Annotated in this window: 15 protein-coding genes and 1 pseudogene; 7 read left to right on the plus strand and 9 right to left on the minus strand. The window is 31.3% G+C overall.

Annotated features, from left to right (window positions below; all coding sequences use genetic code 11):
• Positions 1-26: 26 nt before the first annotated feature.
• The 3 genes and pseudogenes from C568_RS33780 to C568_RS33785 form a co-directional block, all read left to right on the plus strand.
• Positions 27-1052, plus strand: a complete 1026-nt coding sequence (locus C568_RS33780) for an IS1595-like element ISBth19 family transposase (RefSeq protein WP_018783227.1) — start codon at positions 27-29, stop codon at positions 1050-1052.
• A gap of 62 nt (positions 1053-1114) precedes the next feature.
• On the plus strand, positions 1115-1825 hold the full coding sequence (locus tag C568_RS0126520) for an alpha/beta hydrolase (protein WP_018783228.1): 711 nt from the start codon (positions 1115-1117) through the stop codon (positions 1823-1825).
• A gap of 110 nt (positions 1826-1935) precedes the next feature.
• Positions 1936-2133, plus strand: a pseudogene (locus tag C568_RS33785) (IS4 family transposase); the annotation flags it as partial.
• Between the two features lie 122 nt (positions 2134-2255).
• Here the strand turns inward: C568_RS33785 and C568_RS0126525 are convergent.
• From C568_RS0126525 to C568_RS0126540, 4 genes are all read right to left on the minus strand, one after another.
• Positions 2256-2720, minus strand: a complete 465-nt coding sequence (locus tag C568_RS0126525; RefSeq protein ID WP_018783229.1) for a hypothetical protein — start codon at positions 2718-2720, stop codon at positions 2256-2258.
• Positions 2721-2723: 3 nt separating this feature from the next.
• On the minus strand, positions 2724-3398 hold the full coding sequence (locus C568_RS0126530; RefSeq protein WP_080739958.1) for a recombinase family protein: 675 nt from the start codon (positions 3396-3398) through the stop codon (positions 2724-2726).
• 329 nt (positions 3399-3727) lie between these two features.
• Positions 3728-4336, minus strand: a complete 609-nt coding sequence (locus tag C568_RS0126535) for a DUF998 domain-containing protein (protein ID WP_018783231.1) — start codon at positions 4334-4336, stop codon at positions 3728-3730.
• A 388-nt stretch (positions 4337-4724) separates the two neighbouring features.
• Positions 4725-5174 (minus strand): NUDIX hydrolase, encoded by a 450-nt coding sequence (locus tag C568_RS0126540; RefSeq protein ID WP_018783232.1) that lies wholly within the window; start codon positions 5172-5174, stop codon positions 4725-4727.
• Positions 5175-5694: 520 nt separating this feature from the next.
• Here C568_RS0126540 and C568_RS0126545 point away from each other — a divergent pair.
• The 3 genes from C568_RS0126545 (at position 5695) to C568_RS0126555 (ending at position 7526) form a co-directional block, all read left to right on the plus strand.
• On the plus strand, positions 5695-6255 hold the full coding sequence (locus C568_RS0126545) for a GNAT family N-acetyltransferase (protein ID WP_018783233.1): 561 nt from the start codon (positions 5695-5697) through the stop codon (positions 6253-6255).
• On the plus strand, positions 6234-6509 hold the full coding sequence (locus tag C568_RS0126550; protein ID WP_018783234.1) for a hypothetical protein: 276 nt from the start codon (positions 6234-6236) through the stop codon (positions 6507-6509). Before C568_RS0126545 ends, C568_RS0126550 begins: the two co-directional genes overlap by 22 nt.
• A 138-nt stretch (positions 6510-6647) precedes the next feature.
• The gene (locus C568_RS0126555; RefSeq protein ID WP_018783235.1) at positions 6648-7526 is read left to right on the plus strand and encodes a hypothetical protein; all 879 of its coding nucleotides are present in this window, start codon (positions 6648-6650) and stop codon (positions 7524-7526) included.
• A 181-nt stretch (positions 7527-7707) separates the two neighbouring features.
• On the opposite strand, the gene C568_RS0126560 is transcribed toward C568_RS0126555, so the two are convergent.
• The 4 genes from C568_RS0126560 to C568_RS0126575 form a co-directional block, all read right to left on the minus strand.
• Positions 7708-8406: a hypothetical protein gene (locus C568_RS0126560; protein WP_018783236.1), complete on the minus strand. Its 699-nt coding sequence runs from the start codon at positions 8404-8406 to the stop codon at positions 7708-7710.
• A gap of 608 nt (positions 8407-9014) precedes the next feature.
• Positions 9015-9566, minus strand: a complete 552-nt coding sequence (locus C568_RS0126565) for a dihydrofolate reductase family protein (protein WP_018783237.1) — start codon at positions 9564-9566, stop codon at positions 9015-9017.
• 296 nt (positions 9567-9862) lie between these two features.
• A complete protein-coding gene (locus C568_RS0126570) occupies positions 9863-10288 on the minus strand; it encodes a hypothetical protein (RefSeq protein ID WP_018783238.1) in 426 nt (141 codons plus the stop codon).
• A 250-nt stretch (positions 10289-10538) separates the two neighbouring features.
• Complete coding sequence (locus C568_RS0126575; protein ID WP_018783239.1) at positions 10539-10997, minus strand: hypothetical protein; 459 nt, start codon at positions 10995-10997, stop codon at positions 10539-10541.
• A gap of 340 nt (positions 10998-11337) precedes the next feature.
• On the opposite strand from C568_RS0126575, the gene C568_RS0126580 reads away from it, so the two are divergent.
• A complete protein-coding gene (locus C568_RS0126580) occupies positions 11338-11670 on the plus strand; it encodes a DUF1904 family protein (protein ID WP_018783240.1) in 333 nt (110 codons plus the stop codon).
• Between the two features lie 567 nt (positions 11671-12237).
• Here the strand turns inward: C568_RS0126580 and C568_RS35815 are convergent.
• Positions 12238-12489, minus strand: a complete 252-nt coding sequence (locus C568_RS35815) for a hypothetical protein (protein WP_018783242.1) — start codon at positions 12487-12489, stop codon at positions 12238-12240.
• Between the last annotated feature and the right edge of the window lie 20 nt (positions 12490-12509).

The raw sequence follows: 12509 nt of genomic DNA on the forward strand, positions 1-12509 counted from the left end.
ATACATACAGGTTTGGAGGTATTATTATGGCAAGTGTTAATTCTTTGATTTCAGATATTCAAAAACTATCAGTATCTCAACAAGAACAGTTGCTTTCCTATTTAGAAGACCTACTTGTATTAGGTACACAAGTAGGTCAAGTAACACAAGAAGTCAAGGAATTTAGATTTGCCAAGGGAAAAACCTGCCCACATTGTAGTGCTGAAACTGTATCAAGAAACGGCAAGTATAAAGGGAAGCAACGATATATTTGTAAATCCTGCAATAAGACTTTTACTGACTTCACAAACTCTGCCACTTACAAAAGCAAGAAAACATTAGATAAATGGCTTAAATACGCTAAATGTATGATTGCAGGTTATTCCATTAGAAAGAGTGCTAAAATTGTAGAGATTAATATTGCAACAAGTTTCTTTTGGAGACACAAAATACTTGATTGTATAAGGTCATTTTTTGGTGTAGGCTCTGTTGAGGGTGTAATTGAGGCTGATGAAGTATTCTTTGCAGAGAGTTTCAAAGGTACAAAACCTTCTAAAATGCCGAGAAAATCTCGTAAAAGAGGAAAACAGATTAAAAAGAGAGGTATATCTAACGAACAGGTTTGTATTGCTACTGCTATTGATAGACAGGGTAATCTAATTATGGAGTTACTATGTAGAGGTAGAATGACACACCAAGAATTAGAAAGACTCTATGACGGTCGTGTAGGGGATAACTCTATCTTTTGTACTGACAGTCATAAGAGTTATGTTCAGATTGCCAAAGATTTTTCATTGGAACATAAGCGTATACAAAGAGGAAAACATAAAGAAGGAATTTACCATATTCAACACATTAATGCTGTACACAGCAAATTAAAAAAGTGGATGAATAAGTTTAATGGTGTTGCAACTAAATATATCAGCAATTATTTGTATTGGTTTAAATGGCTACAATTATTTGAAACTGACAAAGAAGTTGTTAAAATCAAGAACTTTATGGTTCAATGCAATGTAGCCCATGCTTATACAAGAATAACAGATTTTAAAGAAAGAGAGCCAATATTTATTTAGGTATATACATTTGTAATATTAGGAATGACGAATTATTTGTATTTCATGGAGGATAAATTGTAATGATGAAAAATAATTTTAAAATAGAAAATATTCCAGCGGTTTTGTGGGGTGACAAATCAGATAAGTTATTTGTGGTGGTGCATGGTAACATGTCAAACAAGGCAGATGACTCAATTATTGTATTTGCAGAAGAAGCAACAGCAGTAGGTTATCAAGTGCTTAGTTTTGATTTACCTCAACATGGTGACCGTAAGGATGATACTTATCTTTGCAAAGTTCAAAACTGTGTCCAAGACCTTAATACAATTATGACCTATGCAAAATCGTTATCAAATAATATAAGCATTTTTGCTTGTAGCATGGGAGCGTATTTTAGTCTATTAGAATATAGCCATGAGCCGTTGAAGCAGTGCTTGTTTCTCTCTCCCGTGGTAAATATGGAACGTATCATAAATAATATGATGACATGGTTTAACGTAAGTGAGAGTAGACTAAAAATAGAGAAAGAAATTTCTACACCTATTGGACAAACTCTCTATTGGGATTACTACTGTTATGTGAAAGAACATCCTATTGTTGCTTGGAATAATCCAACTTCAATTCTCTATGGTTCAGAAGATAACTTATGTGAGTTTGACGTTGTATCTGAATTTAATAAACGTTTTAACTGTAATTTGCAAGTAATGGAGAATGGAGAACACTATTTCCATACTGAGGAACAGTTGCAGTATTTCAGACAATGGCTGAAAAAACATATATACGTTAAATGATAATAAAATAAAAAATGATTGATGTATAATCTTCTTTAAAAGCGAATTAAGGGAAGTCAAAATGTCTTCCCTTAAAAGTTATATAATTTCAACATTGTTTTAAAACATCGCCTATTATTAAAGATTATTTTCTACTTCTTTATCAAGCTCTACAAAAAGACACCCAAGAATTAACATGAATATTGTTTCGGCTGTTTAATCTCTTACATAAAAACGGACGAAAATCCCATAGGTATGAGAAGAAAACAGTCTTTGATATCTTAGGTGTCGTATACAACTTTTCTATGTCTCACAATCATGTAGCGTAATCTAAAAAAACGAAACCCGATAGGGTTTATTTGGTATACAAATCTTTAAATAACCTATACTAGATCTTTAGAAGCAATAAAAAATATCACTTGAAATTAAAATCATAATTAGGGGATCTTTTTTAGTGAGTTAGTCTTAGATAAAGAAATTGTACTTCTTTATCTGTTACAGATAAACTAATTGATGTCTGCACTACAGCATTTATTGATATTATTAATAGAACAAACATGAATATCAAAAACCATTTTGGAATATCATGTTTCTTTTTTATGAAAGATATTAAGAGAATTAAAAGTAATATAACCAAATATACTATTGATACATACAATTCTAAATTTTGTTGGCTTAATTTGTTAACGGCCTTTCGAAAATCTTCTAAGTTCAACTCATTTTCCTTATTTTCCTTTATTATTGAATTAGAACTTTTACAACCAATTTTCCACGTATAATTGTTGTTTTCTTTATCTACAATATAATAATAATTACGCACTTCTTTTTTTGTAATAATTTCTCCATTTGCTAAAGTTTTTGAACTAGGAACCAATATACCTATAAGGCATAGCACAATAATTAATTTACTCTTCATATTTTAGTCTCCGACATTTAATGTATTTTCATATTCTTTTATTACTTTGTAAAAAGTATTTTTCTTCAAGTCTAGTACCTCCATGAATTGAACCCCAGTTATTTCTCTATTTTTCCACTTCGGATAAGTTTCTTCTATTAGAAGTAATTGCTTTGAGCTTAATGTTGAAAGGTTAAATTGAGGACGTCCTAAATGCTTCCCTTGAGATTTTGCTACTGCAATTCCTTCCGCTTGTCGCTGATGAATTTTTTTACGTTCTTGATCTGCAACATAGGAAAGCAAAGATAAGAATTGGTCTTCCATTAATTTCCCCATATCACCCATCTCACGAAATTTACGACTATCAAACAGCGTTTCATTTTCTAAAACAACAATATCTGCTTGTAATTCTCTAGTTATGTATTTCCACTCCGCAATTACTTCATCATAATTACGCCCCATACGATCTAAGGCATCTATGTAAACAATATCACCTGTACTTAATATTTTTCGTAATAATTGATACTGAGGGCGATCAAAATGTCGTCCACTTGCTTTATCGACAAAAATACGCCGAGCTTCCACTCCTCGTTCCATCATCTTATGTAATTGACGTTGTTCATTTTGATCTTTTGTACTTACACGTATATATCCATAAATATTTGTCACGTTTGGTATTCTCCTTACATTTGTTACCACAATTATACCACTTTCGTTTATAAAGGTATTCATTAAAAATAAACGTTTATAAACAATTCAAACCATCTTTATAAACTTGATATTTCAATGTTTCATAGATGTTCTTTAAGTGTTTGTAAAGGTATACCTTTACAAACAACAATTCGTTTTTTCTATTTGCGAATGAGTATCGGCAATTAAATTTTTAATATAAGAGTTGATTTTCCAACTCCAAATGTCCCGAATAGTCCTTATTTAGCCGAAAAAATAGTCTTAACATACAGTAAATACCTTAATTTGTGTCCAAATTGTGCTGTAACGTACAATTTCATGTTTTGTACAGAAATTCTTTATTTAATTAATTTGTAGGTTGATACAGTTCCCCAAACGAAAAGAACTAAATAAAAAAGTCTTTGTAGTAGACCTGAAGGTAAAGGGAAAAGAAAAACAAGTGAGATAAGGATTATTATTAATATTAAGCTTAGTAAACAGAAATATGTCCATTTTTTAGCTTTTTTAAGATTCCTAGCAAAAATAAATAATCCTGGATATACAGTAAGCATACCTATCCAAACTAGAATAGAATGCCCAATTAGGTTTACATCTGCAGGAATTAATCCTGAAACTATAGTGGAGACTCCTATTATAAGTATAAAAAATGTTGCTATTTTATTAATTTTTGTTTTTTCTAGATGTTGTGAAATGTATAGTACTCCAATACAAAATGTTAATCCATTAATAATAAAGAGTAAATTCATCCAAAAATGATTAGGAGAGCATATTTCATAAGGAGCTATTTCATAGGTGAATTTTCCACAGGTTGTTACACCTAGATCACTCATTGCATGATGCAAATAGTTATAAGGTACTGTAGAAGTGAAAATAAAGAAAGGTTCAATTAGAAAGTATAGGCAAGTTGTAATCCAACTAAATAAGCCAATTCTGTTTGATATATACATTAGATTCCTCCTTTGAAAAAAGTATATTTACATTATAGGTGTCACATCACCAAAAGTGAAAGATTGTACGCTAGGAGTCAATAACCTTGTTCAATAAGGTAGGGCTTTCTGGACAAGTGTGTCTAAACGTACAATTTTCTTTTTTTGATATGGTGACCCCATGCCCATCAACTTAAGAAATTGGTTGTTCCCCAAAACAAAAAAATTGTACATTTTCACCTGAAGATATCAATTTTCTCGTTTTTGGGGAGTTACTTTACTTAGCTTGATGGGCATGGGGTCCCACCAACATAACGCGAATTTCGTACGTTAAGAAAAAAACTTTGCTACATATGTAGCAAAGTTTTTTTAAATTGTTTACTTCTCGCTCCACTATCGGCTTTGTTAACTAACACTTTAATTGTTTTAACAGCCTTTTGTTTAATTCCCACAATGCTGTTTTGTTACTATCCCATTTCAAAAGCGTTATTGCTTCCTCAAAGCATAGCCATTTATAATTGAAGTGTTCTTTGGATAATTCAATATTTTTTGTAGGAACTTTAACTCCAAAAGAAAATTCTTTTATTACATAAACATCTTCTCCCCAAAGAAATTCACCAACTACATCCTCTACTGGTAGTGAAGACACAGAATCTAGTTTTATATATGGATATTCTCTTATAATACCCGCCTCTTCAAACGCTTCCCGTTTTGCTGATTCAATAGGAGTCTCACCATCTTCTCCACCACCAGCTATTCCTTGCCAATAACCATAATCACTTCGATTAAAAATGGCATATTGAATGGAATCGTCAGTTTTTATATAAGGAAATATCAATACTTGATACGGTGCTCTCATTGCTTAACCTCCTCCCGAAAAAATATGAACAATTTATTCACTAACTTGCTATTTTAGTAAATAAAGAGCCGACATCAAAATTCTACATTAATAATGCAGGTTTATGGTGTCAGCTCTCCAATTTTAAAGAATTTTATTTTTCATAAATAGGCTTACTCTTAACAGGGGAAAAACCCGCTTATTTCTTGTCTAATTTGCTTATCGTGGTTTTTTCCGAAATGCTGGCTGTACCCCATGTTGACTAACCGGTACCAAATCGTCCCTAAAACGGTCGTTTTTGGAACGATTTTTTTAGCTACCCCTTGAATGTTTACTTCTTTCATTAGCCTCGATGAAATGATTGAAAATTCTTATAATGTAATATATACTTTTATTATCTAGAGAAAAGGGAGATAAGCCTATGTTAACGAGCATTGCAGTAGATGTTTTAAAAAAACTAAAAGAACAAAAAAAACGTCGCAAGGGTACAGTAAAATAACCCTTACTGCATACCCCTGCGTATTAATTGGGGGATATTAATTTGATTAAGCAATATAGTAAAAGATTTTTAACAGGTAATAAAGTCACTCTACGAAAAATAACAAAAGAGGATTACGGAAACTACTATAACATTGAAGATGTAATGGAGAGCCGGTTATTAATGAATGATGGAATACCATTTCCTCCTACTGAGAGTGACCATGGAAAATTTCTTAATGAAATAAGTTCTGATAAAGAGGATTACATGTTTGGTATTGAACTTAAAGATGAAAAGATCTTTATTGGGACAATAGCTGTTTACCTAGTGAACTGGAAAAATGGTACTTGTCACGTTGGCGTTTCAATAGGTCCTGAATATCAAGGGAAAGGTTATGGAACTGATTCAATGCAAATACTGGTTGACTTTATTTTCAATTATATGAATGTAAATAAAGTCAAGCTCCAAGTGTTTAGTTACAACAAAAGAGCTATCGCTTCTTATGAAAAATGCGGATTTTCCGTAGAAGGGACTTTAAAAGAAGAATTATTTAGGTTCGGTAGTTACCATGACATTCATATTATGGGGTTACTTAGAAAAGATTGGGAAAACGAGAAAGCTTAAATGATACTTCAAAAGGCAGACCAGTAAAATGGTCTGCCTTTTATATGTTTTATCGAACGAACACTTTAATAAAACAAGATAAGGAACTCCTAATTATCTTCTTTGATACGATAGAATTGCTTGTTCCACGACTTGTGTTTTTAGGAATCAAGCTCGATTGTACCTTAGCGTACGAAATTCGCGTTTTGATGGTGCTATCCCATCGCTATCAAGCTAATAAGAAGACACTACCCCAAAACGATAAAAGTAAATAATAAATTTTTCAATTTAATACAAATTTATTTTAGAATCCAATAGAGTGCCTCTCAATTTAAGTGAATTTTAAGTGTTAATATTTACCTGATAATATTATAATTTACATATCAAAAATATATAAGAAACGGAGAATTATCATGCTGAATATAGATATTAATCGTTTAACTGATATTTGTTTAGAATATCAGCAGTCTAGATTTTATGTTACTAGAATACCTGAAGATTTCTTATCAATTGCAAAAAAACGTTTCTCTATACCAACGGATGATCGGATTATTGCATTTTTAAGTTGCAATTTATTTGGCTCGGGAAAATATGGTGTTTATTTTACAAGTTCGGGTTTATATTGGAAAAATTGGTTATTAGGTAAAGGAAATATGAAATGGGATAAATTAAATGAAGTGCAACAAATCGAAATTGATAAAGATGGTTTTTTATCTTTTGATGCACAAAAAAGTTTTAATATTAACGGCAGTGATTATCCACCGCAGTTATTTAAAGAATTACTTGTAGCTCTTACAAATTCGTTCCATAATTCAAAGCAAAATGATATACATCCAGTTATAAAAATTGATGAGATAAAATCAATCTGCTCTTTGTTTGAGACGTACGATGAATTATTAGAACCTGATAATGGATTATTTGTAGACACTCATATTTCAGACAAAAAGCTAAAGGAAATTTGGGCACGATATGTTGTTTCAAAAGAAGAAGAAATTATTGCTTTTTTAGATACCTCTGTCCTTGGTAATTTGAGTAAAGGATCGGATGGCGTATTAATTTGTCAATCGGGTATATATTTTAGAGAAACTTTTGTACACTTGTATTTTCCATGGCATGTCTTTATGAATATCCCTATTACATTGAATTCAAACGAGTTAGAAATTGGAAAAGGCAACATATTTCACCTTCAACATGCTAGAATGTCTAGTCAAGAGATTCTATTATTCATCAAAAATTTAAAACAGCATGTTAATACGTTATATGAAGAAAATAAGTGTTCACCCAACACATAAGAATATTAATATAATTTAATTTTTCATTTATTCTAATATAAAAAAACGCTATACTTTTTGTAGGCATATATAGAAAGGATAACGTCTTTTTTGCTTTATGGATAGTGTAAAACCTTAGCTTGATAGCGATGTGGCCGGACCTCTAAAATAAACTACTTTGGTTCAATATTAATATTTATTTTCAGTTATTAGGTGGAAAAACACTTACTGGTATGTCCGACTTATACAATTGCTCTAATATCTTTTGATCTTTACAATATACTTTTGCATAACCATATTTATTTACTAAATCAATTCTTACAAAAATTGTTTCTTCGGTATTGCACCACCACTCAAAATATTTATCTGAAAATGATTCTCTCTTAATTTTATTTAAAGCTTCCGTATTTTTAAACTCATCAATTTCACTAATTTTAGCCCCACGTGTTAGCCAAGTTTTATGCTTATTAACCATATAATATTTAATTGCATCATCATCTAAAAATTCTTCTATATTGTCAGCTCTAATGAAAAAACGTCCCATGCAGAAACGATATATTTTCCCATCCTCATCAATACAAGGTCCAAAATCTCCTGCATAATGATAATCCATACATTGAACATAGTATTTTCCGTTTTCTTTTTTAAAAAATTTAAGTTCATATTTTTCTTCAAATTCATTGAAGAAAAACATATCCATTCGGAAACCTGTATAAAATCTTTCACCAATTTTATACCAAATGCCACCAAATGATACTTGAAAATCAATTACTTTATCAAAAAAGGGTATTCCTTCATTGGCAAATACTCTTTTAATTTCATCTTTATTTTTAATTGTATCAACTTTCTTACCAGATAATATCATGTCATTTACTGTCTCAGATAAGATTTTTTTCTCCATACTTTTAATACCCTCCATATGAATTTTTGTTACGAATTTTATAACAACTATTCTTTAGTTTATATATTATACATATTAACTCTTGTGACTATCTACATAAAGGATATAGGCCAATAAAAAATCACTTCTCGTTCTCAATTTTCTCGTTTTGGGGGTATTTGTATTTCTTAGCTTGATAGCGATGTGGCGGTACCCCATGCCCATCAAGCTAAGGTTTTGAAGTACCCCCTAAACAAAAAAATTCTTTCTCTATAGGTACTCACTTTAAGAAGTCAGCTCATTTTTTTCGTTTTTTTTTTGGGGGTATTTTTCTTAAGTTGATGGGCATGGGGTACCGCCAACATTTTGGAAAAAAACACGCTAAGCAAAAAATGTGTAATGATAATAAAGTTGTTTAATTTCTACGCTATAAACACGCATAACACCGTCCGAACAATCGAACGATGTTTAGAATAGTTGTTTAATTTTATTTATCCTTCTCTAATTTTAAAAAAATCAGCAACAATAAAGTTTTTTAATAAGTTAAGTATTCTTCTGCAATAGTGGAACAATTGGATGAAATTTTATTTTTTAAAATTAATTTAAAAAAGTAGTTCTCCATGATAATTCTAAGTATAAATAATATTGTAAGTAGGTTTGATAACTCCATTAGAATACTGTTTCATGTCCACTAACTTTAATTTAAGACGTGGTTTTACGCTACCAAATAGAGAAATACCTTCACCGACTATAATTGGATTAACCTTTAATACTAATTGATCAATAAGTTTATGTTTAAACAACGACCCAGCCAATTCTCCGCCTCCACACAACCAAATTTTACCGTTATATTGTTTTTTGAGGTTCTTAATAACCCCTATAGCATCTCCTTTAATAAGTTCAACTTCCTCGTTTGCCTCAAACTGTATGGAGTTTGAAAATATGTAATGTTTTATGCCCTTATATCCAGGTTCACCAGGTTTAGCACCGAATTGAAACCCAAACTCATATGTTTTCCCCCCCATCAACACGGCATCGTATCCCTGAATATCTGCTAAAAAGTCTGGGACATGATCCCCCTCAAATAAAAAGAGAGAATTATTAATATTTCCTTCTATCATACCTTGATCCGCAATAAAATTGTCCAGTGAAACCGCAACATGATAAATCAATTCAGCCATTCAGTCATTCCTCCAAGATAATGAATTGCCTAATTAATTCTATGAAACCAGCTTAATTTCCTTTATGTATTAATCAAACTGCTCAGTTAACTGAATAAACTTTATTTCATTAATTGAATACCATCACTGACATTTTTAAATAACTTTATTGTAAATGTAACGACTCCTTTGGAAATTCAACAATTTTATTGTCATTTTACAAAAAATACAATAAGCTGCCCATATGGACAGCTCATTTACATAATTATCGTTAGCGGAAGTTAACATATGTAATTTACCTACAAAAATTATCACTGTCAGACTGGAATTATGCCTTTCAACTCAGTAATTTCCTCACTAATTAACTGTTCTATTTTTTTTATAAAATCATCAATTTGATTAAGTTCCGTAAGAATAAACAGATTTGAACGCATCCAATAAGGCTTTGATTGTTTATTGTCAGTTACTACCTCTATACCTACAATTCCTCTTTTATCATGTAAGAAGAATCTCATGGATAAGAAATGAGTTACATTGTCTATATCCTTACCTGAAACCCATTGAAACTCATGTAGTTTAAAAGTGGAAAACTTGATTATTCCATCTTTTAAATCTTCGAGTTCTTCATTGGTGGTATATATGTTAATGCTCGCAGTGCCATAAAATCCAGTAAAGTCAAAATTCAATTCAAAAAAATCGGTATCTTCCCATATCTTTTTTATTTTTATATTCGGTTCAGGCATTGTGGTCTATCCTCCCATAAATTGCACTTTCCACTTGAGAATATTATAACAAGTTTTCCTTAACAAAAGGCCTCTATTAGATAAGTAAAAACCAATGTATATTCCATACACGTAAGGTTAACATAACGCCCTATTATCGGGATTCAATGTATTTAGAAGACTATTAAAAGTCCTTCAGGTTGTTTAACTGGGGGACTTTCGTGTTCACATAATTCTCGTTATAGGTAATAAGTAACGTTTAGGAATTTTATTATTTTTCAAATAAGGATAGGATTTTCTTCGAACTTTCTTTATCTAAATAAAATCCTTGCCCATTATCTTTATTTTCGCTGGGGATAATTACAATTCTCTCGTCAGATTGTATCCAAACAAAAAAACTATTACTGCGAGTACTATCCTGATAAATAATGCTCATTTTCGCATCTATTGTATCCACCACTATCTTTTCATTGATTTTAAAAATAGACTTTTTCGCCTGTTCAATGCCGTTTAAAATTGCACTAATATGCTCTTTATTTTTAACCAAATATTCTCCATCTGTATTATGAAAGTTACCAATCTCAATAGATTTTATTTCTGTTTGATTAAACTTAACAGGATTTATCTCTTGTTTAATTTGGTTTGTCACTTCAATAATATCTTCATGTTTGTTCTTGTTTTTAGATTCATTTACAACCTCTGTACATCCACTTAATCCTATAATTAACAATGTTCCAATTAACCAAGAGCTTAATTTATTAATAATGTTCTCCTCCTATCTACAACTTCTTTAAAATTTCTTTTTATATTTATAATATCCTGTACATTCCTAAATAAAAAACAACTTAAGTCATCTTTAGTTCACATAATCCATGATTATCAGTAATCAATAATGAATAGAATTTTTCGTTATGTGGGGATTTTGATTCTTTAGGTTGATGGCTATGTGGCTGTACCCAATGCCTATCAACTTAAGAATGTCATTGAAATGTACCAATAGATTCTAGTGCAGCAAAATAAATTGTGCTATGATGTGAGCAAATATAAAGCTATCTAATGGAGGGATTCACATGCCGCATGTTGTGTTTCGTGGAATTACTACTGAACAATTAAAACGCATAAGCAAGCCATTAGTAGAAGAGCTCGCAGAGATTTGTGAGTGTGGTACGGATAATTTTACGTTGGAACTACCAAGTTCTACGTTTGTATTCAATGGAGAAGAAATGGAAGCGTTTCCTCTTATTGAAGTGAAATGGTTCGAGCGTGGACAGGAAATTCGTGATCGATTTGCCAAGGTCATTACTACATATGTAATGGATTTTGGACTTCCAGAAGTAGAGGTTGTATTTACGGTTTTCACAGAATCAGCGTATTATATTAACGGGAAGCATTGTGCAAGTTAGAGCTATTTGAAAGATTTTTGTAACATTTATAAGGGGGAGCGCCACACATCCATCAACTTAAGGATCTAGACTATTTTTGAAGTTAAAAGCACGTTACTATTCTCTTATGTTAATGAGAAAGGGTGACGTGTTTTTTATGAATATGAACCAAAAACAAGAGTTATCTTTATTTGCCGAAGAGCTATATCGATATATGTCTCCCGCTACACTTAATCAATTATTCGGGTTAGCAGCATAAAATACAATTCCACTCGAAATATATGTGCTATATTAGCTTTTATTTTATCTTTGCACCAGAACCAGTAAGATTAATACTCAAAATTACACGTATCTCGGCTTTACCCCCTTAGCGTACAATTTTCCCAGAATGATATAGTGACCTGTGACTGGGAAAATTGGCGATGATATAAAAAAAGACACTGAAGTGTCTATTGCACTTTCAAATCAAGCTCACCGATAAATTGGAATTTTATGCTCTCTTAATCCGATATCCAACAACCATTATCTCATTGGCTCGGTGCATCTTGACAAGTGCCGTTAAGTTAATCGATATCTGAAAATATGTGATTAAATAATTCCAGCAGTTTTAAGAAATTCTATTTCCTTTTCGTATGTATTACAAGTATATTTAATTTCGAATAAAGGTATATTATGTGACTTGGCATAAACACGTTTTAATTCGTCATTCTTTACTTGAGATTCATATTGTGAAACACCACCGAACTCATCTACAGGATTATAATGCTGTTCACCTTGACACTCAATAAGACATTTAATGCTATTATCTGAACCGAGAACGGCAAAATCATAACGCAACAAGTTCTTTTGCCCTACACCAT

Source organism: Bacillus sp. 95MFCvi2.1 (assembly GCF_000374965.1).
GTDB lineage: Bacteria > Bacillota > Bacilli > Bacillales > Bacillaceae_G > Bacillus_A > Bacillus_A pseudomycoides.